This window comes from Pseudomonas sp. A1230 (assembly GCF_044218825.1).
In the GTDB taxonomy this organism is placed as follows: domain Bacteria; phylum Pseudomonadota; class Gammaproteobacteria; order Pseudomonadales; family Pseudomonadaceae; genus Aquipseudomonas; species Aquipseudomonas iridis.
This window is the reverse complement of record NZ_CP162582.1, coordinates 2,479,747-2,506,064: the sequence shown is the minus strand read 5'-3', so window position 1 is coordinate 2,506,064 and position 26,318 is coordinate 2,479,747. Positions and strand designations below refer to the sequence as shown.

The 26,318-nt window shown below is 59.5% G+C and carries 27 protein-coding genes; 7 read left to right on the top strand and 20 right to left on the bottom strand.

Annotated features, from left to right (window positions below):
* Positions 1-51 precede the first annotated feature (51 nt).
* Entirely contained in the window at positions 52-930 is an 879-nt protein-coding gene (locus tag AB4P97_RS11765) for a LysR family transcriptional regulator (protein ID WP_395602937.1), read from the top strand.
* A 95-nt stretch (positions 931-1,025) separates the two neighbouring features.
* Here AB4P97_RS11765 and AB4P97_RS11760 read toward each other — a convergent pair whose 3' ends face one another.
* Positions 1,026-1,664, bottom strand: a complete 639-nt coding sequence (locus AB4P97_RS11760) for an isochorismatase family cysteine hydrolase (protein ID WP_395602698.1) — start codon at positions 1,662-1,664, stop codon at positions 1,026-1,028.
* Positions 1,665-1,763: 99 nt separating this feature from the next.
* On the opposite strand from AB4P97_RS11760, the gene AB4P97_RS11755 reads away from it, so the two are divergent.
* Positions 1,764-2,264: a helix-turn-helix domain-containing protein gene (locus tag AB4P97_RS11755; protein WP_042559545.1), complete on the top strand. Its 501-nt coding sequence runs from the start codon at positions 1,764-1,766 to the stop codon at positions 2,262-2,264.
* A gap of 6 nt (positions 2,265-2,270) precedes the next feature.
* Here AB4P97_RS11755 and AB4P97_RS11750 read toward each other — a convergent pair whose 3' ends face one another.
* Together AB4P97_RS11750 and AB4P97_RS11745 are read right to left on the bottom strand one after the other, a co-directional pair.
* Positions 2,271-2,894, bottom strand: a complete 624-nt coding sequence (locus AB4P97_RS11750) for a glutathione S-transferase family protein (protein ID WP_395602697.1) — start codon at positions 2,892-2,894, stop codon at positions 2,271-2,273.
* 161 nt (positions 2,895-3,055) lie between these two features.
* Positions 3,056-3,874 (bottom strand): alpha/beta fold hydrolase, encoded by an 819-nt coding sequence (locus AB4P97_RS11745; protein WP_395602696.1) that lies wholly within the window; start codon positions 3,872-3,874, stop codon positions 3,056-3,058.
* A gap of 184 nt (positions 3,875-4,058) precedes the next feature.
* Between AB4P97_RS11745 and AB4P97_RS11740 the strand changes: the two genes are divergently transcribed.
* Positions 4,059-4,508: a helix-turn-helix domain-containing protein gene (locus tag AB4P97_RS11740; RefSeq protein ID WP_042559542.1), complete on the top strand. Its 450-nt coding sequence runs from the start codon at positions 4,059-4,061 to the stop codon at positions 4,506-4,508.
* 96 nt (positions 4,509-4,604) lie between these two features.
* Here AB4P97_RS11740 and AB4P97_RS11735 read toward each other — a convergent pair whose 3' ends face one another.
* The 3 genes from AB4P97_RS11735 to AB4P97_RS11725 all read right to left on the bottom strand — a co-directional run bounded on the left by AB4P97_RS11735 (position 4,605) and on the right by AB4P97_RS11725 (position 6,704).
* Entirely contained in the window at positions 4,605-5,648 is a 1,044-nt protein-coding gene (locus AB4P97_RS11735) for an LLM class flavin-dependent oxidoreductase (RefSeq protein WP_395602695.1), read from the bottom strand.
* A 157-nt stretch (positions 5,649-5,805) separates the two neighbouring features.
* Positions 5,806-6,291, bottom strand: a complete 486-nt coding sequence (locus AB4P97_RS11730) for a flavin reductase family protein (RefSeq protein ID WP_047301703.1) — start codon at positions 6,289-6,291, stop codon at positions 5,806-5,808.
* A complete protein-coding gene (locus AB4P97_RS11725; protein WP_395602694.1) occupies positions 6,288-6,704 on the bottom strand; it encodes a hypothetical protein in 417 nt (138 codons plus the stop codon). The genes AB4P97_RS11730 and AB4P97_RS11725 overlap by 4 nt, the downstream gene beginning before the upstream one ends.
* Between AB4P97_RS11725 and AB4P97_RS11720 the strand changes: the two genes are divergently transcribed.
* The gene (locus AB4P97_RS11720) at positions 6,697-7,797 is read left to right on the top strand and encodes a polyamine ABC transporter substrate-binding protein (RefSeq protein ID WP_115147326.1); all 1,101 of its coding nucleotides are present in this window, start codon (positions 6,697-6,699) and stop codon (positions 7,795-7,797) included. The genes AB4P97_RS11725 and AB4P97_RS11720 overlap by 8 nt on opposite strands.
* Positions 7,798-7,905: 108 nt before the next feature.
* On the opposite strand, the gene AB4P97_RS11715 is transcribed toward AB4P97_RS11720, so the two are convergent.
* Positions 7,906-8,886 carry a TerC family protein gene (locus AB4P97_RS11715; RefSeq protein ID WP_042559537.1) on the bottom strand — a complete coding sequence of 327 codons (981 nt, stop codon included), beginning with the start codon at positions 8,884-8,886 and terminating at the stop codon, positions 7,906-7,908.
* A 136-nt stretch (positions 8,887-9,022) separates the two neighbouring features.
* A complete protein-coding gene (locus tag AB4P97_RS11710; protein WP_115147325.1) occupies positions 9,023-9,811 on the bottom strand; it encodes a helix-turn-helix domain-containing protein in 789 nt (262 codons plus the stop codon).
* 84 nt (positions 9,812-9,895) lie between these two features.
* Between AB4P97_RS11710 and AB4P97_RS11705 the strand changes: the two genes are divergently transcribed.
* Positions 9,896-10,894, top strand: coding sequence for a bile acid:sodium symporter family protein (locus AB4P97_RS11705; protein WP_395602693.1), 999 nt, complete (start codon positions 9,896-9,898; stop codon positions 10,892-10,894).
* 96 nt (positions 10,895-10,990) lie between these two features.
* On the opposite strand, the gene AB4P97_RS11700 is transcribed toward AB4P97_RS11705, so the two are convergent.
* Positions 10,991-11,596 (bottom strand): LuxR C-terminal-related transcriptional regulator, encoded by a 606-nt coding sequence (locus AB4P97_RS11700; protein WP_395602692.1) that lies wholly within the window; start codon positions 11,594-11,596, stop codon positions 10,991-10,993.
* A gap of 114 nt (positions 11,597-11,710) precedes the next feature.
* Between AB4P97_RS11700 and AB4P97_RS11695 the strand changes: the two genes are divergently transcribed.
* On the top strand, positions 11,711-13,339 hold the full coding sequence (locus tag AB4P97_RS11695) for a hybrid sensor histidine kinase/response regulator (RefSeq protein ID WP_395602691.1): 1,629 nt from the start codon (positions 11,711-11,713) through the stop codon (positions 13,337-13,339).
* A gap of 84 nt (positions 13,340-13,423) precedes the next feature.
* On the opposite strand, the gene AB4P97_RS11690 is transcribed toward AB4P97_RS11695, so the two are convergent.
* The 11 genes from AB4P97_RS11690 to phnD all read right to left on the bottom strand — a co-directional run bounded on the left by AB4P97_RS11690 (position 13,424) and on the right by phnD (position 25,324).
* Positions 13,424-13,738 (bottom strand): hypothetical protein, encoded by a 315-nt coding sequence (locus AB4P97_RS11690; RefSeq protein ID WP_042559532.1) that lies wholly within the window; start codon positions 13,736-13,738, stop codon positions 13,424-13,426.
* A gap of 510 nt (positions 13,739-14,248) precedes the next feature.
* Positions 14,249-15,421 carry a cystathionine gamma-synthase gene (locus tag AB4P97_RS11685; RefSeq protein ID WP_047301695.1) on the bottom strand — a complete coding sequence of 391 codons (1,173 nt, stop codon included), beginning with the start codon at positions 15,419-15,421 and terminating at the stop codon, positions 14,249-14,251.
* Positions 15,418-16,794 carry a pyridoxal-phosphate dependent enzyme gene (locus AB4P97_RS11680; protein ID WP_115147322.1) on the bottom strand — a complete coding sequence of 459 codons (1,377 nt, stop codon included), beginning with the start codon at positions 16,792-16,794 and terminating at the stop codon, positions 15,418-15,420. Before AB4P97_RS11680 ends, AB4P97_RS11685 begins: the two co-directional genes overlap by 4 nt.
* A gap of 416 nt (positions 16,795-17,210) precedes the next feature.
* Positions 17,211-18,146, bottom strand: coding sequence for a Ppx/GppA family phosphatase (locus tag AB4P97_RS11675; protein WP_042559529.1), 936 nt, complete (start codon positions 18,144-18,146; stop codon positions 17,211-17,213).
* A 269-nt stretch (positions 18,147-18,415) separates the two neighbouring features.
* Complete coding sequence (phnX, locus tag AB4P97_RS11670) at positions 18,416-19,243, bottom strand: phosphonoacetaldehyde hydrolase (protein ID WP_395602690.1); 828 nt, start codon at positions 19,241-19,243, stop codon at positions 18,416-18,418.
* A gap of 74 nt (positions 19,244-19,317) precedes the next feature.
* Positions 19,318-20,187: a LysR substrate-binding domain-containing protein gene (locus tag AB4P97_RS11665; protein ID WP_047301690.1), complete on the bottom strand. Its 870-nt coding sequence runs from the start codon at positions 20,185-20,187 to the stop codon at positions 19,318-19,320.
* A 10-nt stretch (positions 20,188-20,197) separates the two neighbouring features.
* Positions 20,198-21,493 carry an MFS transporter gene (locus AB4P97_RS11660; RefSeq protein ID WP_042559526.1) on the bottom strand — a complete coding sequence of 432 codons (1,296 nt, stop codon included), beginning with the start codon at positions 21,491-21,493 and terminating at the stop codon, positions 20,198-20,200.
* Between the two features lie 129 nt (positions 21,494-21,622).
* Positions 21,623-22,714 (bottom strand): iron-containing alcohol dehydrogenase PsrA, encoded by a 1,092-nt coding sequence (gene psrA / locus AB4P97_RS11655; protein ID WP_042559525.1) that lies wholly within the window; start codon positions 22,712-22,714, stop codon positions 21,623-21,625.
* Positions 22,715-22,848: 134 nt separating this feature from the next.
* Positions 22,849-23,667 (bottom strand): phosphonate ABC transporter, permease protein PhnE, encoded by an 819-nt coding sequence (gene phnE / locus AB4P97_RS11650; RefSeq protein ID WP_042559524.1) that lies wholly within the window; start codon positions 23,665-23,667, stop codon positions 22,849-22,851.
* A gap of 2 nt (positions 23,668-23,669) precedes the next feature.
* A complete protein-coding gene (phnC, locus tag AB4P97_RS11645) occupies positions 23,670-24,461 on the bottom strand; it encodes a phosphonate ABC transporter ATP-binding protein (protein WP_042559523.1) in 792 nt (263 codons plus the stop codon).
* A complete protein-coding gene (gene phnD, locus AB4P97_RS11640; protein ID WP_080963929.1) occupies positions 24,458-25,324 on the bottom strand; it encodes a phosphonate ABC transporter substrate-binding protein in 867 nt (288 codons plus the stop codon). Before phnD ends, phnC begins: the two co-directional genes overlap by 4 nt.
* A 109-nt stretch (positions 25,325-25,433) precedes the next feature.
* On the opposite strand from phnD, the gene AB4P97_RS11635 reads away from it, so the two are divergent.
* Positions 25,434-26,291, top strand: a complete 858-nt coding sequence (locus AB4P97_RS11635; RefSeq protein ID WP_395602689.1) for a LysR substrate-binding domain-containing protein — start codon at positions 25,434-25,436, stop codon at positions 26,289-26,291.
* The last annotated feature ends 27 nt before the right edge of the window (positions 26,292-26,318 follow it).

The window sequence follows — 26,318 nt, the reverse complement described above, 5'->3', positions numbered from 1 at the left end:
TTCTGGAAACTGAATAATAAAGATCGTTTCTTTCACGATTAGAGAATGACTATGGATCTGGTGCAGCTGGAAATCTTCAAAGCCGTGGCCGAACAAGGCAGCATCAGCGCCGCCGCCGCGCAGATCCATCGCGTGCCGTCGAACCTGACCACGCGAATCAAACAGCTTGAGCAGGATTTGGGCGTCGATCTGTTTATTCGTGAAAAAAGCCGTTTGCGCCTGTCACCGGCCGGTTGGAGCTTTCTTGAATACGCACGGCGCATTCTCGATCTGGTGCAAGAGGCCCGGGCCACGGTTGCCGGTGAAGAACCCCAGGGCGCATTTCCTCTGGGTTCGCTGGAAAGTACCGCCGCGGTGCGCATCCCTGAACTGCTGGCGGCGTATAACCAGTTGCACCCGAAAGTCGATCTGGACCTGTCTACCGGTCCGTCCGGGACAATGATCGACGGCGTGCTATCCGGGCGTCTGGCCGCTGCATTTGTCGACGGCCCGGTGTTGCATCCGGCGCTGGAGGGCGTGCCGGCGTTTGAAGAGGAAATGGTCATCATCGCACCGCTTAACCACCCGCCAGTTCAGCGTGCGGCGGATGTGAACGGCGAGAGCATCTATGCGTTTCGCTCCAACTGCTCCTACCGTCACCACTTCGAAAAATGGTTCAGCACCGACGCCGCCGTGCCCGGCAAGATCTTCGAAATGGAGTCCTATCACGGCATGCTCGCTTGCGTCAGCGCCGGCGCAGGCCTGGCGCTGATGCCACGCAAAATGCTGCAAAGCATGCCCGGCAGCGCGACGGTGAGTGTCTGGCCGCTGGCAGCAGATTTCCGCTACCTGACCACTTGGCTGGTGTGGCGGCGGGGCACGGTGTCGCGCAGTTTGAGCATGTTCGTGCGCTTGCTTGAGGAGCGCGGTGTGGTGCGTGCAGAAGAGTAATTGACACGGTGTGTGATTGTGATTTTTGGCACAGGGTGTCGGCGATGGCCACGAAAGTTTCCACGCATACGACCCGTGTCAAACGCCGGATCGGCTCACTGCGCTGCACCGTGTGGGTTGAGGCTGGCGATCAGTCCGTCGGTGCTGGCGATGACATGGGCGAAGGTCGGGCCGTTGAGTTCGTGAGCGGCGTGCATCATTTCCGCTTTGAGCGCGGCGGTGGCATCGCGCACCAAAGTGACGTGATAGCCAAGTTCAGCAGCATAGCGGGCGGTGGCTTCGATGCAGGTGTTGGCCAGCAGACCGGCGATGATCACGTGGGTGATGCCTTTCTGTTTCAGGCGAAAATCCAGATCGGTGTTGGCGAAACCACTGGAGCCCCAATGTTCTTGAACCACGATGTCGCCGTCCTGCGGCGCGAAGTCCGGATGCCATTCACCGCCCCATTCGCCACGGGCAAAATGGTGCATGTGCATGATCTTGCATTGGGTCGGGGTGGGGTGATCCCAGTTTTCGTAATCGCCTTTTTCCCAGCGATGATGGGGGACGATGACTACCGGAATCTGCAGGCCGCGCACGGCGCGGTCGAGTTTGCGCAGGTTGTCGAGTAAACCGTTCTGGTCGGCCATCGGTTTGATCAGTGGGAAGACCTTGCCGCCCTCCGAGAGAAAATCGTTATACGGATCGACCAGCAAGTAAGCGGTTCTGTCCAGTGGATAGCGAGGTGGCAACATGGCTGTTTGCTCCGGCAAAGAGTTTGAACAGTGCGCAGGGCTCGTCCCGGCGCCATGTTAGTATGATAATCATAGTAATCAAGAAAGAGGCAAGCGCTGATGGCAATAAATGATAGTCCGTCTGCTGACACGCTGTGCCCGGTGGCGCGGGCGGAGGCAATCGTAGGTGACCGCTGGACCGTACTGGTTTTGCGCGAGTTGTTTATGGGCAGCCATCGCTATGACGAGATCCTGGCGCAAACCGCTGGCACCCCGCAGATGGTCGCCGCCCGCCTGAAAAACCTCGAGGCGCACGGACTAGTCGAGCGTCGTTTGTACAACGAGCGGCCGAAACGCTACGAGTACCACCTCACCGCGAAAGGCGAGGCGTTTTATCCGGTGGTGATTGCGTTGCGGGCGTGGGGAGAAACCTGGTGCAAGGCACCGGAAGAGGGAGTGGCAGTGAACATGACCCACAAAACCTGTCATCACGACGCAGGTTTGGGTCCGCTATGCGACCACTGCGGCGAACCTTTGCGGCGCGCAGACCTGATCAGCCAGCCGCGAGAAGCCTACGCCGCCGAACGGCAGGCGCGGCGTGAGGCGTTCAAGGCGAAATAGCCTTGATCACGGCGTGCCGTTGCGGCCGTAAAGCAGATAACCGGGACGTTGGCTCAAGCGCTCGTAGTAGGCATTGACCGCGGGCAGGTGCGGATGAGCGAGCGGCGTCTCGAACCAGCGATTGACTGACAAGCCAATCGGGATATCGGCCAGGGAAAACTGCTCGCCGCTGACATAGGCGCCGGTTTTTTCCAGCTGCCGGTCGAGTATTTCCATGTTGCGCGACCACGCCCGGCATCCAGCAGCCAATGCCTCCGGGTCTTGGTAGTCCGGTGATTTGCGCACCAGCGACATGAGCGGATACGACCACGAGCGGTTCAGCTCCGATGGCTGCCAGTCCAGCCACTGATCGATCCGCGCCCGCTCGCGCGCATCAGCCGGGTAAAGGTGCGAGCCGTCATACCGCGCCACCAGATAACGAATGATCGAATTGGATTCCCACAGTGTGAAATCACCATCCTGAATCACCGGAACCATGGCGCAGGGGTTGAGCGCCAGGAACTCCAAGGAGTCGGTGGATTTGAAGCCCGAGCCCCAATCTTCACGCTCGAACGGGACCTGCAGTTCGGCGCACGTCCACAGCACTTTGCGCACATTGATTGATGAAGCCTTGCCCAGAATTCGCAGCATCGGGTTTCCCTCCTTGGTGGTCGTCGGTCGTGACAAATACCATAGTGCAATGCACAAGGCCCACATGACGTGATGCTGTTTCACTTGAGAATGACGCTTGAATTGTGGCGAGGGAGTCTGCTCCCTCGCCACAGGTTAGTGTCAGGTTTGATTGACCAGGGTTATCGGCTGAGAAACGCCAACAAATCCTCATTCAGCGCCTGCGCATGCGTCACCGCAAAACCATGTGGTGCACCGGCATAAACCTTGAGTTCAGCCCCTTTGATCTGCGCGGCAGCCTGTTTGCCGGTGGTTTCGAACGGCACGATCTGGTCGCCGTCGCCATGAATCACCAACGTCGGCACATCGATCTTCGCCATGTCCGGACGGAAGTCGGTTTCCGAGAAGGCAGTCACGCAGTCCACGGTGCCTTTGAGCGACGCCAGCAGCGCGACGTTCAGGGTTTGCGTCAGCACGCCATCGGAGACGGTCTGGCCCTGATTGGTGCCATAGAACGGCGCGGCAAAGTCCGCAATGAACTGCGCGCGATCTTTCAGCAGACCGGCCTTGATGCCATCGAACACCGACGTATCTACGCCCTGCGGGAAGTCGTCTTTCTTGCCAAACAGCGGCGTCACTGCGCCCAGTAAAACCAACCCGGCAACGCGCTCGCTGCCGTGCCGGGCGATGTAGCGACTGACATCGCCGCCGCCCATGGAGAAACCTACCAGCGTCACTTCACGCAGGTCCAGATGATTGATCAGTTGCGCGATGTCATCGGCAAAGGTGTCGTAGTCGTAACCGGTCCACGGTTGATCGGAACGGCCGAAACCCCGACGGTCGAAAGCGATGGTGCGATAGCCACGACTGCTCAGGTATTCCATCTGGTATTCCCACATGTCGGCATCCAGCGGCCAGCCGTGGCTGAACAGCACGGGCTTACCGCTGCCCCAGTCCTTGTAATAGATTTCGGTGCCATCTTGCGTGGTGAGCGTGCTCATGGAAACTCCTTGCGTCAGGGTTCTTCGAAGGGCGTGCATGGATTGCCGAAAAGGCAGCCTTCACTATCCCCGCAATCGCAACCGGTCACTTGTATGCAGGTGCTGGGTTGGATCTCGGCATCAGGGTTGTATGATGCAACCCTGAGCCACAAGGCCGATCACTGGTTTGAGGGAGTACGTTGACGTGAAGCGCAAAAGCCTGCAGGGCAATGCCTGCCCGGTTGCCCGGACACTGGACCTGATCGGTGACTGGTGGTCGTTGCTGATCATCCGCGATGCGCTGGAGGGCATACGCCGGTTCAGCGATTTTCAAAAGAACCTGGATATCGCCAAAAACATGCTTAGCGCCCGCCTCAAGGCGCTGGTGGAGCAGGGCATCCTGCAAACAGTGCCGGCAGCCGATGGCGGCGCCTATAAGGAATATGTGCTGACCGAACGCGGCAAGGCCCTGCAGACCGTGATTGTCGCGCTGTCGCAATGGGGCGGCGAGTTTATGTACGAGCCGGGTGAGGCGGGATCAGTGATGGTCGATGCGAAGAATCGGCAGCCGATCCGCAAGATTGAACTGAAGGCAGCGGACGGTCGCGTGTTGGCGGCGAATGAGGTGGCGACCCGATTCGGCGTCGAGCACTGAAAAATCGTTTTTAACAGCGTCCTCGACGGAAACGAAGGGGAGCGTTCATCCTGATGAATGCTCCCCCGTTTTCAGTTATGGAGTGCGCAACGGCTTTCAGCGAAACGCCGGCACCACATGCTTGATAAACAACGCCAACGACTTCTTCTTCTCCTCATGCGGCAAGCTGTTATCACACCAAAAACTAAACTCATCCACCCCCAGTTCCTGGTAGTACTTGATCCGCGGAATGATCTCTTCCGGCGTCCCGATCATCGCCGTCTTGTGCAAACTCTCGAGTTCAAACTCCGGACGCCCTGCGAACTTCTCCTCCGGACTCGGCGCGAGAAAGCCGTTCACCGGCGTTTCTTTGTTGCCAAACCACGCATCAAACGTGCGGTAGAACCGCGAAATCGCTTTCGCCCCGACTTTCCAGCCTTCCGGGTCATCTGCGGTGTGCACGTGGGTATGGCGCAGGACCATCAATTGCGGGCGCGGTACATTTGGGTTGTTGTCCAGTGCGGTCTGGAATTTATTCTTCAGGTCGAGGACTTCTTCATCGCCCTTCATCAAAGGCGTGACCATCACGTTGCAGCCGTTGGCGACGGCGAAGTTGTGTGAGTCCGGGTCGCGGGCGGCGATCCACATCGGTGGATTGGGCTTCTGGATGGGTTTCGGCACGCTGGTGGAGGTGGGGAATTTCCAGATGTCGCCGTCGTGGGCGTAGTCGCCTTGCCAGAGGGCGCGAACCACCGGGACCATTTCTCTAAGGGCCTGGCCGCCGCTTGATGCGGGCATGCCGCCGGCCATGCGATCGAATTCAACCTGATAAGCGCCACGGGCGAGGCCGACTTCCATGCGGCCGTTGCTGATGACGTCGAGCAACGCGCATTCACCGGCGACCCGCAGCGGGTGCCAGAACGGCGCGATGATGGTGCCGGCGCCGAGGTGGATGTTGGTGGTTTTGGCTGCGAGGTAGGCCAGCAGCGGCATCGGGCTCGGCGAGATGGTGTATTCCATGGCGTGGTGTTCGCCGATCCACACGGTGCTGAAACCGCCGGCCTCGGCCATCAGGGTCAGTTCGGTGAGGTCTTCGAACAGTTGGCGGTGGCTGACGCTTTCGTCCCAGCGTTCCATGTGTACGAACAGGGAAAATTTCATGACGCTTCCTCGGATTTTTTGTTGTTGTGGCCGCAAAACTGCAGGAGCGAGTCTGCTCGCGTTGGCGTCGTGTCAGTCGCCATCTGCTTGCCTGTAACACCGCTTTCGCGAGCAGGCTCGCTCCCACATTTGATCTGCATGAGTCTGGAGGTTTTGATCAGGCCAGGACGGGCAGGGCGCCCATTTTGCCGTGGCAATACACCAGCGGTCCGGCGCACTGTTCGGGCACGATCAGGTTCTTCACCGCACCGACCATGATCGCGTGGTCGCCACCTTCGTATTCGCGCCACAACTCGCACTCGATCACCGCTGTCGCGTTGGCCAGAATCGGATTGCCCAGCTCGCTCAATGTCCACTCGATGCCCTGTGCCTTGTCCTTGCCTTTACGGGCGAAGGCGTAGGCCTCGCTTTGCTGACCGCCAGACAAAACGTGGATCGCAAAACGTTTGTTCTTGATCAGCACCGGGTAGGAGTCGGAGCTGTAGTTGGGGCAGAACAGCACCAGAGCCGGATCGATCGACAGCGAACTGAAGGCGCTGGCGGTCAGACCGACGATCTGACCGTCGTCGTCCAGGGTAGTGATGACGGTTACGCCGGACGGGAACGAGCCCATGACTTGTTTGTAGATGGCGGCATCGATCATTGGGCAGTCCTCGGTTGTTGTGACACGATTATTATGTATTTGTTGGTCTGATGGTATACCAGTATTTGTTCTTTGCAAGGGCTTTTAAGCGGAGCCGATAAGCGTGGCTTTTGCGTCGAAAAGCCGATGTCCAACGGGGTTTGAATAGTCGCGAAGTGGGTGAATCGAGTACGAACAATGCCCAGCCATTCACCGGCTACTTTTGTTTGCGCATAACAGTGGTCATTCAAATTGGCCATATCGATCCCCTTTTGGCCCATCGCCCACTGTGATCCATCTACGCGGTCAGCAAGAATCAAAGCCACAACGAAACGCCAGACCTTTTTACCCTTGGCTATCTTTAGCCACTGCCGTGTACAGAACATAAAAACCATCGAACTCACGTCGCTTTTTGGGAAAACAACCATGGTCACGATGAAACGTATTCTGGGTGCCACCGTTTGTGGACTGACGCTGCTGGCCAGCGCGGTCCAGGCCGAGCAGCGCGAACTGCGGGTGTATAACTGGGCGGATTACATCCTGCCGGCGGTGCCCAAGGATTTCGCAGCGCAAAGCGGCATCAAAGTGACCTGGGACACCTTCGACACTAACGAATCCCTGGAAGCCAAACTGCTGACCGGTAACTCCGGTTACGACCTCGTGGTGCCGTCGAACCAGTTTCTCGAGACCCAGATCAAGGCCGGTGTGTTTCAGAAACTCGACAAGTCGAAGTTGCCCAACTGGAAGCACCAGGATCCGGAGTTGTTGAAGCTGCTGGGCAAGAACGATCCCGGCAACCAGTACGGCGTTCCCTACATGGTCGGTACTGTGCTGATCGGCTTCAACCCGGCCAAGGTCAAGGCGGCGCTGGGCGAGAATGCGCCGGTGGACAGCTGGGATCTGGTGTTCAAGCCCGAGAACATGGAAAAGCTGAAATCCTGCGGTGTGGCGATGCTTGATTCGCCGACGGAAATTCTGCCGCTGGCCTTGCATTATCTGGGCCTCGACCCGAACAGCCAAAACCCCGCCGACTACGAAAAAGCCAAAGAGCTCATGCTCAAGGTTCGCCCCTACGTAACCTACTTCAACTCCGCCAAATACATGACCGACATCGCCAACGGCGACATCTGCGTAGCCATCGGTTACTCCGGCAGCTTCTATCAGTTCGGCAATCGCGCGAAAGAGTCGGGCAATGGTGTCGTGGTCGACTGGCGCTTGCCGAAGGAAGGCGCGCCGATCTGGTTCGATACGTTCGCGATTCCGAAGAGCGCGAAGAACGTCGCCGAGGCTCATGAGTTTCTCAACAACCTGCTTGACCCGAAGGTCATCGCGCCGATCAGTGATTTCCTCGGTTACCCGAATGCGAACAAGGATTCGATGGTGTTGATCAACAAGGAAATCACTGGCAACCCGAACCTGACGCCGACCCCCGAGGCGCTGAAAACCCTTTACGTCGTTCAGCCGTTACCGCAAAAAGTCGAGCGTGTACGCACCCGGGTCTGGACCAGCATCAAATCCGGTAATTGACAGCACACAATCCTGTGGAAGCGAGCCTGCTCGCGAATGCGGTGGATCAGCCAACATAATCGTTGAATGACACGACGCCTTCGCGAGCAGGCTCGCTCCCACGGGGTTTCAGGGGGACTGGTTTTCCGGCGCTTTGCCCTTCGTCGTGATCAGGCTCAGCAGCACCGACCCGAAAATCACCCCACCCACCACCGCCAACGACCATTCCACCGGCATGTGGAACCACGGCATCAATGTCATCTTGCCGCCGATAAACACCAGCACGATCGCCAAACCGTACTTGAGCAGGTGGAAGCGGTCGGCCATGTCCGCCAGCAGAAAGTACAGCGCCCGCAGGCCCATGATCGCGAAGATGTTCGAGGTGAAGACGATGAACGGGTCAGTGGTGACGGCGAAGATCGCCGGGATGCTGTCGACCGCGAACATCAAGTCGCTGGCCTCGATCAGCACCAGCACCAGAAACATCGGCGTGGCCCAGCGCACACCGTTTTGCAGGACAAAAAACCGTTCGCCATGAAAGCCGCTGGTTATGCGCATATGCCCGCGCACCCAGCGCAATAAAGGGTTTTTCTCCAGATCCGGTTGCTGATCGGCAAAGATCAGCATCTTGATACCGGTGATTATCAGGAACACCCCGAACACGTACAGCAGCCACTCGAACTGCGACACCAGCCACACCCCGGCAAAAATCATCACCGCGCGCATCACGATCGCCCCGAGTACGCCGTACAGCAGCACCCGACGCTGCAACTCCGGCGGCACGGCGAAGTAGGTGAAGATCATCACGAAGATAAACATGTTGTCGATCGACAGCGACTGCTCGATCAGATAACCGGTGAGGAATTCCAGGGTTTTCTGTCGGGCGATTTCGCCGCCGAATTCGCCGTTCAGATACCACCACAGCAGCCCGGCGAAGCTCAGCGCCAGCAAGCACCAGGCAATGACCCATGCCGAGGCTTCCCGCACTGAAACCCGATGCGCCTTGCGCCCGCCGAACACAAAAAGGTCCAGTGCTAACATCGCAAGTACGAAGACGATGAAGGCGCCCCACATCCACGGTTCGCCGATATTGATGTTCGTTTCTGGCATGTCACGCTCCCTTTTTCTGGTTGTATCAGGGTCAGACGAGGCCATGCTAGCGACGTGTTTGGGTGAAAGAAAAATCGTTTATTTCTGGCTTAGAGTTCGGTTTTATCGAAGTGTTGACCCCGTGGATGATCGCGAATCAGCGAAAAAACTCCCCCGGCGTCTCCCCAAACTGCTGGCGGAACGCTGCAATAAACGCTGACGTCGAGTCGTAGCCGCAGGCCAGCGCGACGTCGGTGACGCGTTCGCCTTTTTCCAGTGGCGTCAGCGCTCCGAGCAAGCGCAAGCGTTGGCGCCAGGCGCGGAAGGTCAGGCCGGTGTCGCGCAGGAACAGGCGCGTGAGGGTTTTTTCGGTGACACCGAACTTCTCGCTCCAATGGCTCAGCGTGGTCTGCTGTTCGGGATGTTGCTCCAGGCTCTGGTAGATCTGCCGTAAACGCGCGTCTTGCGGTAGCGGCAACATCAGGTCGATCTGTGGCGCTTCGGCGAGTTGATCAAGGATCACCTGGGCCAGCCGTCCGTGTGGGCCGGACTGATCGTATTCCACGGGAACCTGGCTGAATGCGCGGATCAGTTCACGCAGCAAGTCGCTGACACCGAGCACATGACAGTGCTCAACAGCCCAACCGGCAACGCTGCAATCGATATACAGACTGCGCATTTCGGTGTGTGGCGAACTGAATACCCGATGCGGCACGCCGGCCGGAATCCATACAGCGCGCTCAGGCGGCGCAACGAAGCGTCCGGCACTGGTCTGGACCTCAAGCACCCCTTGAATGGCGTACGACAATTGCACCCATGGATGGCTGTGGCGGCGGGTCAGTGCGCGATTGGGCAGGGATTCAGTGCGTCCGTACAGCGGACGCGGAAGGCTGGGCAGCCCGGGAATGCTGCGCCGAATACTTTTGATATGTCCTTTAGGCGGCATCTGCAGGCTCTTCGGCGTTAGTCGGTAATTGCCGCTCACGTTAGAGTCGTCGGCACGCACTGGCAACCCCCGGATGAACACACCATGACGCGCCCAAGATTCCTGCCCGACAACTTCACCCTGACGCTGGTCGGCGTCGTGCTACTGGCGAGTTTTCTACCTGCCAGCGGTCAGGTCGCGGTCGGTTTCGGCTGGCTGACCAACATCGCCATCGCGCTGCTGTTTTTCCTCCACGGCGCCAAACTCTCCCGTGAATCGATCATCGCCGGTGCGGGTCACTGGCGCCTGCATTTGTTGGTGTTCGGTCTGACCTTCGTGCTGTTCCCGCTGCTGGGGTTTGCCTTGAAACCGCTGCTGTCGCCGCTGATCGGCGACACGTTGTACATGGGCATGCTTTACCTGTGCGCGTTACCCGCAACGGTGCAATCGGCGATTGCCTTCACTTCGCTGGCGCGAGGCAACATTCCTGCGGCGATTTGCAGTGCGGCGGCATCCAGCCTGTTCGGGATTTTCCTCACGCCGTTGCTGGTGACGCTGCTGCTGGACGTCCATGGTGACGGCGGTTCGACCCTCGATGCGATCCTGAAAATCAGCATGCAGTTGCTACTGCCATTCATCGTGGGTCAGATTGCCCGTCGCTGGATCGGCGCGTGGGTAGGGCGCAACAAGAACTGGCTGAAGTTTGTCGATCAGGGTTCGATTCTGCTGGTGGTTTACGGCGCGTTCAGCGAGGCAGTCAACGAAGGCATCTGGCATCAGATCCCGCTGATCGAGTTGCTCGGGCTGGTAGTGGTCTGCTGTATTTTGCTGGCACTGGTGCTAGTGGCGGCGACCTTGCTGGGCAAGGCCTTTGGTTTCAATCAGGAAGACCGCATCACCATTCTGTTCTGCGGCTCTAAAAAGAGCCTGGCCACCGGCGTGCCGATGGCTCAGGTGTTGTTTGCCGGCAGCACCATTGGCGTGCTCATCCTGCCGCTGATGCTGTTCCATCAGATTCAATTGATGGTTTGCGCGGTGTTGGCGCAGCGCTATGCGAAACGGCCGGAGTCGGTGCCGGAGTTGATGGCGCAGGTCGATCCATAACCCCACACCGTCACCTGTAGGAGCTACCGAAGGCTGCGATCTTTTGATGTTGGTTTTTAAAGACAAGCTCAAAAAATCGCAGCGTGGCGGCAGCGCCTACAGAGTTCCTGCATATTTCACCGCAGCGGCCGCCCGTGAGGGCACGTTGAGCGTGCGTAGTAAAGAAGACACATGAATGCGCACCGTGAACGGAGAAATATCCAGTTCGCGAGCGATTTCCTTGTTGGTCTTGCCCTGGGCGATCAAGCGCAGGACGTCTTGCTGAGGGGGTGTGAGCGGGGTGCCGGTCTCCAGCGGCAACAGCCCTGACGGCGCAAACTTCACCAGCACCTCGCCTTCACGAATCGCCAGAATCGCCTGACCGATATCGGCCGGCGCAATGTTCTTGCCGATAAAGCCGTCAATGCCGACGGCCATGACGTCACGGATCAACGCTTCATCATCGACCATCGACACCACAATCAGCGTGCTGCGCGGCAAGCGCTGGCGTAGTTCGGCGAGCTGGCTGACGCCGGTCAGTCCGGGAAAGCGCAGATCCAGTATCAGTGTGTCCGGCTCTTCACCCAGTGCCAGCAGCGCCCGCACCGCGTCCAGATCGCCGGCTTCGTCGATGACGGCTTCGGGCAGCAATCGCTGAACCGTGCGCAGCATCGCCTCACGAAACAGCGGATGATCGTCGGCTATGATAATTCGGCATGTCATGGCATGTCCCTCCCTGGGTCAGGCATTGCTCAAGGCTTGCACCTTAGCACCGGGCGCGATCGTTGCCTGTAGGCTGCTTCCGAATCTGACGATTGCTGCACAAGGACGTTTACCATGAAGTTCGAGAAAAATACCGAACTCGACCAGGCCAATCTGCGCATCATCATTGCCAGTATTGCCGTGGTTTACATGCTCGTATTGGGTTTTTTGCCGGGCGAGCGCTTCGATACGTATCTACCGGTGATCACCTACATCATCGTGTTTCTGCTGGCTTCTATCGGGTTACGCCAGGCAATTGTGCGCTGGCCGGGGCATTACCCGGCACGGCGGATTTTCGCCATGGTCCACGATTACACCGGCACCTGCTTTGGTCTGGTGGTGGGAGGCGAGGCGGCGTTGCCGCTGTATGCGGTCATCATTTGGGTCAACCTCGGCAACGGCATGCGTTATGGCTCGCGCTATCTGGCGATTGCCACGGCCCTGGCGTTGCTGGCGCTGCTGTGTGTCTATCGCCTGACCCCGGTGTGGCAGGCGCAACCGTTCATGGTGTTGATGCTGATGATCACCAGCACGGTGATCCCGTTTTACGCCCATCTGTTGCTGGAGCGCACGCGCAAGGCGTCGGAAGAAGCGGTCGCGGCCAATCTGGAGAAGTCGCGGTTTCTCGCGCAGGCCAGTCATGACTTGCGTCAGCCGATTCACTCCATTGGACTGTTTACCGCGTGTCTGCGCGAGTCGCGGCTGGGTGACGAGGAGCGTCGGCTGGTGGACAACATCGACCGTTCGCTGCTCAACGTGTCGCAGCTGTTTCGGTCCATTCTCGACCTGTACACCCTTGATAACGGACGGGTGTTGCCGAAGCTGCAAACCATCAACTTGCACGAATGGCTGACTGAACTGATTCACCAGAACGCCGAAGCTGCGCGCTGGGCTGGCGTCGACCTGCGCTTGCGCCCCTGTAAATACTGGGTGCGCACCGATCCGGTACTCCTGGCGACCATGGTGCAGAACGTGCTTTCCAATTGCTTCAAATATGGCGCGCATCGGCCGGTCCTGATCGGCGTGCGTCGGCGCGGGGCAGGGCTGGCCATCGTGATTTATGACCGCGGCAATGGTATCGCCGAGGAGCATTTGCCAAAGGTGTTCGAGGAGTTCTATCGGGTGCGGCAAGTGCGCGACAAGGATGTCGAGGGTGTGGGGTTGGGCCTGTCGATCGTCAAGCGACTGGGGCAATTGATCGGTGTGAGTGTTGCTTTGCGTTCGCGGCTTGGGCGGGGCACGGCGGTGACCTTGTACGGATTGCCGATCGCCGCGCCGCCGCCATCAACGGTCAATCGTGATGAGGTGCGCCAGGTCGGTTTGCTGACCGGGTTGAAGGTGTGTCTGGTTGAGGATGATCGCAACGTGCTGCTGGCGACGTCAGCATTGCTGGAGCGCTGGGGCTGTGTGGTTCAGGCCGAGTTGGCGGCAGCGGATCTGGTCACCGACTGCGACATCATCGTCGCCGACTATGACCTCGGCACCCATGCCACCGGCATCGAATGTATCGATGAAGTGCGCCGGCAGCGCGGCTGGGCGGTGCCGGCGATGATCATCACCGGGCATGACATCGAAAAAATACAGGCGGCCTTGCACGACCGCCAAATTGCCATCCTGTCCAAACCCGTGCGCCCGGCCGAGCTGCGCGCGACCTTGCGCACCCTGCGCGACCGCCAGCCGGAACTCGCTGAAAATGTGCCGTAAATGATCATCGCGGCCGCACCACAAATCCCTGTGGCAGCTAGCCTGCTGCAATTTGCAAAGGCAATCCTTTACCGGACGGAGAAATTATTGCAGCGGAATCGGTGAAGCGCCTTTGGGCAGGCACGACAGCGGCGGCTTCATGATGCCCATGCCTGCCACGGCGACGATGACGCCGCTGGGCAATTCACAGTTGTATTCCCCGGCCGGGGTGTAGGCGGTGTAGTAGGTGAGGGTGCTGTCGTTGCGGATGTTGTCGATTTTCGATACCGGTTTACCGATCACCGTTTGCGCGCGTTCTTTCATGCTGGCTTCGGTGGGTTTGATGGTCTGGCAGCCGGCAACGCCGAGCAGCACAGCACTGATCAGAGAGATCTTGCAGAGGTTGGCATGCAGTTTCATGGTGTTTCTTCCTTGGTGTTGTTCTGATTTCCACGCGCAATGATCCTGCACACCGCCAAGTGGCAGTGTTGAGAAGCATCGGGGGGTGCGAGGAATATAGCGCCGGGTGGCGGAGCGGTCGATTAGCACAAATGTGCTAGTGCGCAGCGTGGATATACAGGGGTTAGGCGTTTCCCTTCCTGCACGTTCTGCGCAAAGCTCAGATTAGTCTAAAAATCCTGCGCCGCCTCCGTAAGCCTTTGCTAGTCTCAAAGATGTAGGTGAAGACGCAGACTGATGCGCAAACGGATAGCAAGGGGACGTGGGGCGCGTTCCGAAGGGTGCACGGTTAGAAAGATCTCCGCGCTGAGATCCAGCCCTTATGCCGTGTGAAGCAGCCGAGGCACTACCTTTTTCAATTTGGCCCGGTACTGTGAGAAGCCTGATAAACCTTGTAAGCCAGAGACCAGCACTGGCCGCCTACTCGAACACCAAAGCCCGCCTCGTGCGGGCTTTGTCGTTCTTGCAGCGCTAGATTTTCGTCAGGGCATACGCCAGATCGGCGCGCAGGTCTTCGACGTCTTCGACGCCCACCGACAAGCGTACCAAGCCATCGCCAATTCCCAGTTTCGCGCGGGTTTCGGGTGGAATGGTGGCGTGCGTCATGATCGCCGGGTGCTCGATCAGGCTTTCAACGCCGCCCAGACTTTCCGCCAGGGCGAAGATTTTCACGTTCTCCAGAAAGCGCCGTGCGCCGGCCAGATCACTGTTCAGGTCCACGGAAATCATCCCGCCGAAACCGCGCATCTGCCGCTTGGCCAATTCATGCTGCGGGTGCGATTCAAGGCCGGGGTAGTAGACGCGTTTGACCTGCGGTTGCTGTTCCAGCCACTGCGCCAGATCCTGCGCGTTGCTGCAATGACGCTCCATGCGCAGCGCCAGGGTTTTCACGCCTCGCAAGGTAAGAAACGCATCGAACGGCCCGGATATCGCACCGACCGCGTTTTGCAAAAAGCCCAGACGCTCTGCCAGTTCGGCGTTCTGCCCGACCACGGCGATTCCGCCGATCACGTCGGAGTGACCGTTCAGGTATTTGGTGGTCGAGTGCAGCACGATGTCGAAACCCAGCTCCAGCGGGCGCTGGATGTAGGGGCTGGCAAAGGTGTTGTCGGCCACGCTGATGATCCCGCGTGCGCGGCAGATGCGGGCGATGGCGGCCAGGTCCGACAGGCTCAGCAGCGGATTGGTCGGTGTCTCGACCATGACCATGCGCGTGTCGTCCTGTAACGACGCTTCGAATGCCGACAGATCGGTCAGGTCGACGTAGCTGAAGCGGTGCCCGGCGCTGCGTTGGCGCACCTTGTCGAACAAGCGAAAGGTGCCGCCGTACAAGTCGTTGCCGGAAATCACGTGAGAGCCCGCGTCAATCAACTCGAGAACGGTGGAAATCGTCGCCAGACCGGAGGCGAACGCAAACCCGCGGGTGCCCCCCTCCAGATCCGCCACGCAGCGCTCGAGGGCAAAACGCGTCGGGTTGTGCGAGCGCCCGTAGTCGAAACCCTTGTGCACGCCGGGGCTGTCTTGCAGGTAAGTGGAGTTGGCGTAAATCGGCGGCATCAACGCGCCGGTGGTCGGATCAGGCTCTTGCCCGGCATGGATTACCCGGGTCGCGAAACCTTGGGAATTGTTGTCCTGCTGACTCATGCGAGGGATCTCCGTAATTGGTTGAGCATGTCGACGCGGGTGATCAAGCCATGGAAGCCCGATGCGTCGGCGATGATGGCGACGAGGCCACGGCTGAGCACCGATTCCAGCTCGGCGAGGGGGGCGTCGGGCGCGAGGGTTTGCAGTTTGTCGGTCATCACGCTGGAGACCGATTGGCTGAAGCGTGCGGCGTCCTCGTGCACCCCCAGCAAAATGTCCGATTCGTCGATCACGCCGACCAGTTGTTTGCCTTCAACCAGCACGGGCAACTGCGAGACATCCGCCAGGCGCATGCGCTGGAAGGCAGTTAGCAGCGTGTCATCGGGGCCGACGCTGATGACACGGCCGTCTTCAAAACGTCGGGCGATCAAGTCCCGCAGGTCGCCATAGCCTTTGCGCTGCAACAGGCCCTGATCGGTCATCCACTGATCGTTGTAGACCTTCGACAAATAGCGCGTGCCGGTGTCGCAGACGAAACTCACCACGCGTTTGGGCTCGGTCTGTTCGCGGCAATAACGCAACGCGGCAGCGAGCAGGGTGCCGGTCGATGACCCACCGAGAATGCCCTCGGCACGCAGCAACTGACGGGCATGGTCGAAGCTTTCTTCGTCGCTGATCGAATAGGCGTGGCGTACGCTGGAGAGGTCGGTGATCGACGGAATAAAGTCCTCGCCAATGCCTTCAACCGCCCATGAACCGGGGGTTGGCAGCGAGCCGTCGCGGCTGTATTGCGCCATCACCGAGCCAACCGGGTCGGCCAGAACCATTTCCAGATCCGGTTGCACCCGTTTGAAAAAACGGGTCAGCCCGGTCAGGGTGCCGGCCGAGCCGACGCCGACCACAATTGCATCCAGATCATGTTCGGTTTGCGCCCAGATTTCCGGCGCGGTGCTGCATTCATGGGCCAATGGGTTGGCCGGGTTGTTGAACTGATCGGCAAAAAATGCGCCGGGAATGTCTTTCGCCAACCGCGCGGCGACGTCCTGGTAATACTCGGGATGACCCTTGCCGACGTCGGAGCGGGTGATGTGCACCTCGGCGCCCATGGCCTTCAAGTGCAGGACTTTTTCCGTGGACATTTTGTCCGGGACCACCAGCACCACGCGATAACCTTTGGCGCGCCCGACCAGTGCCAGGCCCAGGCCAGTGTTGCCGGCAGTCGCCTCGACGATGGTGCCACCGGGGGTGAGGCGACCGTCACGTTCGGCGGCGTCAATCATCGCCAGACCGATTCGGTCCTTGATCGAGCCGCCAGGGTTTTGTGATTCGAGTTTGAGAAAGAGTGTGCACGGGCCGGTATCGAAGCGGGTCACTTGCACCAGCGGCGTATTTCCTATCAGCCCGAGTACGGCAGGGCGGGATTCCTTTGACATTCTTCACCTCTTGTTGGTGATTGATCGCGTTCCATTCGCGGGGAAAAGCTCGCCTGCAACATAGGCCGTGAAGGGATCTCCCGCAACCATTCGGTGGGCTGAAAAGCTCAACGATTTTGATCTAACTATAGAACTGAATTTGCCAAGAGGCCGGGCGTTATGAGGGAGGAGGGTTATGCGGATTTGAACGCTGGGCAGAAAAAACTGTAGGCGTGAGGGGATACAAAAAGGCCCCGACACCACCGTTGATCCCTGTGGGAGGTGGCTTGCCAGCGATGGCGGTGGGTCAGTTTGCTTCAGTGCCTCATGTGCGCAACTCATCGCTGGCAAGCCAGCTCCCACAGGGATCAGCGGTGTTCACACATTTTCAACCCATGCAGATCCTGCTGAGGGAATGCAGGCAAATTGTGGCAAGGTCAGTGCTTGCTCATCAATCCGTGCAGCACACCCAGGCGCAATCCTGGTTCAGATGGCACCATCTGTGAGATGCCGAACGCCTTGAACGCGGCGAGCATCAGCACCAGGCCGCCGGGCAGGATGCTTTGACGGTGTGGTTGCAGGCCCTGGAGCCTGAGCTGCCGGACGTTCGTCACCTCCAGCAGAAGCAGCGACAGGCGCAACAGCCCCGCGTAGGTGATGCCGTCCTCGCCGAAGTCGTTCAAACGGTTGGCCTTGAGCACTTTGGCGAGCATCCGTGCGGTGCCCGAGGAGCCGATGGTCTGCTGCCAACCCTGAGCACGATAGCGTCGAGCGACTGTTTCAAACTGGAGGATGGCGACGCGTTCGGCTTCTTGCAGCGCACCGGGGGAGATCTCGCCGCCGCGAAAGAATCGCGCACTCAATGTCCCGCTGCCGATGGCAATGCTTTCGGTGAGCAGCGGTTGTGAACCCTGGCCGAGGATCAATTCGGTAGAACCGCCACCGATATCAACCACCAGGCGCATGTCTTCGACGCCCGGTAACGCGTGGGCCACGCCTGCGTACACCAATCGCGCTTCTTCATGCCCTGAGATGACGTCGATGCGAAAGCCCAGATGCCGCTCCGCACTGGCCAGAAACAGCTGCGCGTTATCGGCCTCACGCACGGCACTGGTTGCCACTGCCCGCACGCGGCCCGGCTCGAATCCGCGCAGTTTCTTGCCGAACCGCGCCAATGCCTGCCAGCCTCGATCAAGGGCGAGGGTGTCAAGCGCACCACCGTCGAGCCCCTCGGCCAGACGCACCGGTTCGCGCAAGGTTTTCACTTCCTGAATCATCAGGCCTTTGCGACTGCGGACCGACTGGCCGATCATCAAGCGAAACGCATTCGAACCCAGGTCGATGGCGGCAAACAGCGAGGCGTCGTCTTTCATGGCAGTCCTTGCAAAGCATCCGTCGCGAGGCTCAAGACGGTTTGCGAGGATTCTGCCGTTATCTTGATGACATCCTGATGACGGGTCAGGGGCCGTTCAGTGAATTGTTGTTTGTCATGACACTGTCATTATTCGATACCCATACTGAGCTCAACACATCGCGTGTTCTTAAAGTTTTTGCTGCCATTTCTGGCAGCTTTTTTTTGCCCGAAATTCAACAGATACAACCCTGTAGGGGCTGCCTTGTGCAGCTCCTACGGGGGATTGGCTTAGCAGCCTTGAGGGGTTTCGCCTCGGGCCAGCCGCGCGTTGATGTCGTCGATCACCTCGGGTAACTCTGCAATGGTGTCGATCAGGTAATGCGGGCGCGAAGGGGCAAACATCGTGCTGATGCGCGCGCGCTCCTCGGCGAGTTTGTCCGACGGCAACGCCTTGTATTGCTCGTAGGTCAGGCCCAGCGCGTTACCGGAACAGGTCAGCGCCACCGTCCACATCCCCGCACTGCGACCCTCGAGAATTCCCGGCCAGGTGTCGTCAACCTTCACGCACGCAGCCACGTCATTGATGCCCAGCGCTATCACGTTAGCCAGTGCCTGTGCCGGATAAGGGCGACCATTGGGCACTTCATCGGTAGCGACGACGTGGTCAGCGACATAACCGTTTTTCCGTGCCAGCTCGATGACCCTGGCCATGACCACCGCCGGATAACCTGAGCACGAGCCGATCTTCAAACCCTTGTCACGCAACGCCGCAATGGCTTCAAGCGCGCCGGGGATCAACGCAGAGTGGAGGGCGATTTTCTCGATCTGCAGCGGCATGAAACGCTCGTAGATCGCCGTCACGTCGTCATCGCTCGGCAAGCGACCAAACGCGGCGCGGTAGCGTTCGCCAATCTGATCAAGGTTGCACAAAGTGCGGATATGGTCCCATTTGCCCATGCCCATCGGGCCACGAGCCTCTTCCAGCGACACGGCGACACCGAACTCGGCGAAGGCTTCGACGAAAATCTGCGTCGGCGCGAACGAGCCGAAATCAACAACGGTGCCGGCCCAGTCGAGAATCGCGGCTTGCACGTAAGTAGGTTGCTTGTACTGCATGATCAATCTCCGTTTTCAGGTGAGCGTGTGCCGTCCCTCGATATGGAGGTAGGCCGGTTGGAATAAGTGTTGAATCAGAGCATCGGTGAATTCGAGTCGAACAGCTCCGCGATCACCGGTCGGTTCCTGCGGATGCCGAGGCAGCACAAGTGGTATTCGATGAAGAACGGATGGTCGACAAAGGTGATCGGCTTGGTGCCCGGGGTCTGCGCATACTCGACGGCGGACACCAGGCCGATGCCGATGCCTTTGGCGATCGCATGGACGATCGCCTCGCGGCTGTTCAACTGCATTACGCAATCGAGTCTGACGTTAAGCCGCGTGCAGCTTTCTTCCACCAGTTGCCGGGTGCGTGAACTCTGCTCGCGCAGCACCCATTTCTCATGGCTGATCTGGCTGACGTGAACCTGCTCCTGGCTGGCCCAGGGATGGTCATCACGCACCACGGCAATGATCGGATAGCGGTGATACAACCGCGTGTGGAAGCGCTGATCGAATTCCGACAGCGCCAGAATCGCCACATCGATATCAAAATTGAACAGTCGCGCCAGGGTTTCCTTTTCCGAGGAGAACGAGGTCTCCAGTTCGATATCAGGGTGGCGCTGCATCAGTTCGTAAGTCAGGTTCATCGCGATCGGCGGCGACACGGCGCCGAGGCGCAGCATGCCGGATTTGCGTTGCTTGAAGCTTTGCAGCAGTTGCACCGCCTCATCCTCCTGACCAAATAGGCCCTGGGTAATTGCGTACAGCTTGTGCCCGGCCGCGCTCATCTCGATGTAGCGCCCGCGACGATGGAACAGTTCCACCGAGAAGGTTTTCTCCAGCGCGTTGACCTGCTCGCTGACGGTCGGCTGACCGATGCACAGAAACTCGGCGGCGAGGGTGAAACTGCCGGTCTTGGCCACGGCATGAAATGAACGCAACCACTTGTGGTACTGGTACATGCAGGCCCCGTCAGCGTCGGATGAACATTGCCACCGCCGCGCTGCAAAGGCAGGCGCTGGTGACCACGATGAAGATAAGAGACGTATTTGCCGTGGAGTCAAGCAAACGGCCGATCAGCGGTTCGGCCAGTCCGGCGAACAGATAGGACGAGAAGTTCATCACCCCGGTCGCCGTGCCCGCACGCTTGGCGCCGACCAGGTCAGGACACAGTGCCCAGAAACTCGACGCCGGGCCATAGACGAAGAAGCCGCAAAGGAACAACGCCACCAGACCGACCAGACTGTGCGGCGGCAGGCTCCACATCCACAGACTGGTCGCAGCGCCGAGGACCATATAAAGCATGATCGCCAGATAGCGCCTGGAGCCGAACAGCTTGTCCGACACCCAGCCGTTGCTCAGGGCGCCGACCGCCATGCCGACGGGGAGGGCGACGGTGATCCACTTCGGATCGACCATGCTGTCGCCGCTTTTCCAGTTGGCGCCGAGGAAGTGCACCGGCACCCAGACGATCAATCCGTAGCGCGCGGCGTTCTGGAAACCCAATGCCAGCGCGGCGATAAGCAAGCGTGGATTCTTCAGTACTGCCTTGTAGCGCTGCGCCGAGGACTCGACCTCGCCGTGGGCGGCTTCCTGATGTTTGTCGTCGGTGTTGGCGACCCCGGTATCAGTCAGCGGCTCGAAGCCAAGATCCTGAGGCCGTTCGCGAGCGACCAGATAGAAAATGATCCCGCCGGCCAGCATCAACAACACCGGCAAACGGAAGATCCAGCGCCATTCCAGTTGCAACACTTCCAGAATGACGATGGAGGTGACGTACGACAGAATCGACGCGCAACCCGCGGCGAAGGTGTAGAAGCCATAAACCTTGCCGCGCTCGCCGGCCGCCCACCAATTGGAAAGCAGACGGCTTCCCGGCGCCCAGCCGAGCGCCTGAAAGTAACCGTTAACGCCCCACGGCAGGATCAGGCTGGTGAGTCCACCGGCAAAACTGGTCACCCAATTCGCCCCGCACGACAGCACTGCGCCGAGGGTCATGATGCGCCGACCACCGAATTTGTCGGCGAGGTTGCCGTTGATTGCCTGGCCGATGGCATAGGCCCAGAGCATCGCGGCGGATGCCCAGCCGAGGGTTTCCTTGGTCAAGCCGAATTCGGCCTGGATACCCGGGATAGCGAAACCGAAGGTTTGTCGACCGGTGTAGAAGAACAGGTAACAGAACATCGCCGCCAGCAACATGCGCCATTGGGCGACCCGGAACGAGGCAGAACGTACGGCGAGACCAGGCAGGGTTTGGGCACGATTCATGATCTTTTCCTTATTGTTGTGGGTTCCCGCCGAATGTCGGCAGCGGGTGCACTCTTTTGTGGTGCGACAGGAAATCACCGCAGCTTTTGGCTGCTGGCTGTGCTTGGGTTATTTAGGGGGCGCGACGCGTCAGGCGGCCTGTGAACCGATGAAGTTCTTGCCGCGCGCGCCCTGCATCGCGAGATGGATGATGTCTTCGGCGTCCTTGGCCGAGACGCCATAATCGGCGAACTCGGTCTTCACGCCGAGGCTGTGCAGGAACTCGCGCAACTGCTGTTGGGCTTTGGCCAGGTCTTCGCCGAAGATGCGTTGCAAGGTGCGGTCGCGGGTAGCGTCATGGCCCCAGGCCAAACCCAGCACCAGCGGCAGAGTGAAGGAGCAGGCGATGCCGTGGGGCAGGCCGTGGCGCAGGGTCATTTCGTAGGAGATCGAATGCGCCAGCGCGGTTTTGGTGTTGGAAAATGCCAGGCCAGCCTTGAGTGCCGCCAGCGCCATGCGCGTGCGCAGCTCCTGGCTGGACAAGTCCTTATGCAGGCGCGGCAGGCATTCGAGAATGTCTTCAATGGCCGAGATTGCGAAGGTGTCGGACACCGGGTTGGCGTTGACATTCCAGATTGATTCCAGCGCATGCGACAGTGCGTCGAGCCCGGTGGAAACGGTGACGCCGGCCGGCACGGTGAGCATCAGTTGCGGGTCGATGATTGCCACGCGCGGCCAGGTGCATTCCAGGTGCAACGAATATTTTTTCTGGCTGGCGCTGTCCCAAATCGTCGCCCATGGCGTGACTTCACTGCCGGTACCGGCTGTGGTTGGTGCGGCGATCAACTGTTTGCAGCGTGGCGGGGTGAATGGTTTGCCGGTCGCCAGCAGCGCCAGTAATTCATCAAAACGTCCCGAGGCGGTACCGACAATCAACGCCTTGGCCGTGTCGATCGCACTGCCGCCGCCAACCGCCAGCACTACGTCGCACGTGTCTGCACGCTGCCAAAAATCTTCGTAAGTGCTGCGCAGGTGCGCGACATCCGGGTTGGGCTGCACGTCTTCAAAGACATAGACCAGACGATCACCGAGCAACTCTTGCAGACGATCGACCAGTCCCAGTCCACGCGCTTCGGGGAAGGTGACGAGGGCGACGGTCTGTTGTTCGGTGAGGGCGTCAAGTTCTTGCAGGCTGCCCCAGCCGAAACGGGTATCAACTGGGTTCTGGAAGCGGGCAGTCATGGTGAATCCTTCTTGTTGTTGTCGGTAGTGGCGCCATACTCAGCGCCCGTCGGCAACGGCTCAAATCGATAATTCGCAGGTTTGAATCGGCTGAGGCGATAACAGCGTCCGCAACCGTTCATGGTTGCCAGGCTCTAGTGATTAGAACCGCCCTGGATTGCGGCGCGCAGCCGACTGGATACCGCATCGGCGACGATCACCATGAAGGTGATGACGATGATGCAGGTGGCGGTTTCCTGATATTTGAACAGCTTGAGGCTGCTCACCAGTTCGAATCCGAGGCCGCCGGCGCCGACCATGCCGAGCACCGTGGCCGAGCGCAGGTTGACTTCGAAACGGTAGAGAATCACCGCGATCCATGCGGTAATGACTTGCGGCAAGACGCCAAACACGATCACTTGCAAGGGTCGGGCGCCGGTTGCCTGCAACGCTTCAATCGGGCCTTGATCGATCTCTTCGATGCTCTCGGCAAAGAACTTGCCGAGCATGCCCACACCGTGCAACGCCAGCGCCAGCACACCCGGGAACGGGCCAAGGCCAACTGCCGAGACGAAGATCAGGGCGAGGATCAACTCGTTGATGCTGCGGGTAAAATTGAGTGCCTGGCGGGTGGCGTGAAACACCAGCCGATTACGGCTCAGGTTGCGCGCTGCGAGAAACGACAGCGGAATCGCCAGCAGCACACCGAGCAACGTGCCCCAGATGGCGATCTGCAGGGTTTCCACAGCGGGTGCCAACAAGCGCGGCAGGATACTCAGGTCTGGCGGGAAGGTTCGCGAGAGGAAGTCGCCTATCTGCGGCAGTCCCGCAGCCAGTTCGCCCAGGCTGAGTTGGGCGCCTTGGGCGCTCCAGTTCAGCGTCCACAGCACGATCAGGACGACGGCGCCGACGGTCAGCCAACTGCGTGTACTGCGGGGCCGGTCGCCCACCCACTGATAGTTGTTCGATTGCATGTTCAGGCCCTCGATGCGGCGCAGTAGGTCAGGTTCGGGGTCGCAGTGTCTGCGGACAATTGCGTGGATGGCTGCGGATAGATCCGCGCCAGATCGGCATCGGTCATGCTCGAAGCCTTGCCATCGAACACCAGATTGCCGTGAGCGAGGCCGACCACGCGGTCGCCGAATTCGCGGGCATATTCGATCTGATGCAGATTGCACAGCACGGTGATGCCCAGCTCGCGAGTGGCATCGCGCAGGTACTGCAGCACCAGTCGCGCAGTTTTCGGGTCGAGGCTGGCAATCGGTTCATCGGCCAGGATCACTTGCGGTCGTTGCGCCAGGGCACGAGCAATCCCCACTCGTTGCTTCTGCCCGCCGGACAGCGAATCGGTGCGCTCGCCAGCCTTGTGCGCCAGTTCGACGCGCTCCAGGCATTGCATGGCCAACGCCACGTCGTCACGCCGAAACAGCTGAAAAATCGAGGCGAGGGTACCGACCGATCCGAGGCGACCGGTCAGCACGTTCTTCAAGACACTCAGGCGCGGCACGACATTGTGGTGCTGGAAAATCATTGCCACTTCTCGGCGCAAAACGCTGGTGTCGGGGCAGCCGAGGGCGTCGATACCGGCCACGCTCAGCGTCCCGCTATCGGCCTGCGCCAAGCGGTTGATGCATCGCAGCAAGGTCGATTTCCCAGCACCGGACTGGCCGAGTACCACGACGAATTCACCAGCAGCGACCTCAAGATCAATTCCGCGCAAAACCGGGTTGCTGCCGTAGTGTTTGGTCAGTTGGCGGATGCTGATCATTTCATGCTCCGCAAATCGAGATCGAGCACCTTGGCGGTGTCGCGCACCACGTCGTAAGCCGCGTCAGTGGTGGGCTGAAAGCCATTAAGTACGCCCTGATCACCCCACGGTACGTCTTTGATCGATGCCAATGCGTCGGCGATTTTCTTCTTCAATTGCGGATCGAGCGCCTTACGCCAGACCATCGGCGATTCCGGGATCGGCTTGGAACTCCAGACCACTTCGAAGTCATCCTGCTTCACCACACCCTTGGCCACAGCGCTGGCAAAGATGCGGTCGGCGACGGCGGCGGCATCCACCTTTTTGTTCTCGACGGCGAGGATGCTGGCATCGTGGGAGCCGGAGAAAATTACCCGCTTGAACAAGGTGTCCGGGACAAAACCGGCTTGCTCAAGTCCGGCCTTGGGGAACAGATGCCCAGAGGCGGAGCTTGGATCTACGAAAGCGAAGGTATGGCCTTGCAGATCAGCCAGCGAGTGAATGCCGCTGTCCTTGCGCGCCAGAATCACGCTTTTGTAAGCGCTCTGACCGGTCTTCTTGGTGACCGCCACGGAGAACGCTTCGACATCCGCCACCGAGGTCGCCAGCACATACGAGAACGGGCCGAGATAGGCAACGTCGAGTTTGCCCGAGCGCAGCGCTTCGATGATGCCGTTGTAGTCGGTGGCTACGAACGGCACCACCGGCATGCCGATTTTGCTTTGCAGATCGTCGAGCACTTGTTTGCTCGCCTCGATCATCGCCTGGGAATCTTCAGACGGGATCAGGCCAATGGTCAGTTTGTCCTTGGCCCAGACCTGGCTGGCGCTCAGGGCGAGTACGGTAAGGCTGACGACACGCAGAAACTGGTTAATTGTTTTCATGGCATTCCACGGTGTGGTTGGGAGTTGCCACAGGCTAGGTCTGTCACGTGACAGTCATTCAATCAATTCAATATGGGAAACAGCAGCTAACTATTGATGGAGTCTATGGATGTCGAGCGCCAAACTGCGGGCTTTTCTGGCCGTCGCCCGTCACGGCAGTTTTAGTGCCGGGGCGCGGGCTTGCGGGCTGACTCAGCCGACCTTGACCACTCAGGTGCAAAGCCTGGAGCGTCAGCACAATGTCGAGCTTTTTCATCGACGCGGACGGCGGATCGAGCTGTCGGATGTCGGCCGGCAATTGCTGCCGATTACCCAACGCATCGCCTTGCTGGAACTGGAGGCGCACAACCTGATGCGCGACTCGGGGCGGCTCGACAGCGGCCAGCTCAAGCTGGGGGCAGTAGGGCCGTTTCATGTGATCGAGATGGTCGACACCTACCTGCAACAGCACCCGAACATCGACGTGTCGATCCGCGTGGGCAACTCGGCGCAGGTGTTATCCGATCTGGAAAACTACGTGACCGACATCGCGGTGTTGGCCGGGCGTCAGGATGACCCGGGGTTGTGTGCGGTGCACTACGCGCGGCACGCGATCATTCTGTTCGCGCACCACGAACATCCGTTGGCCAACCGTGGCAGCGTGCGCCTGGAGGAGCTCGAAGGTCAGCGCTTGCTGCAACGCGAACCGGGCTCGACCACCCGTTTGGTGCTGGAGCAGGCATTGCACGCGGCGCAGGTCAAACCGCGTATCGCCATGGAAATCGGCAGCCGTGAAGCACTGCGTGAAGCGGTGGTACGCGGGCTGGGCCTGGGGGTGGTGTCGGAGGCGGAGTTCATTGCCGACCCGAACATCCGTGTGATTCGCATCGAAGGCGCGACGCTCTACACCGAGACCTATCTGTATTGCCTGGCCGAGCGGCGTTCGAGTCGGCTGATCTCTTCGTTTTTCGACGCGGCGCTGGCTTGATTTGCAATTCTTGCTGATGCTTAGCTA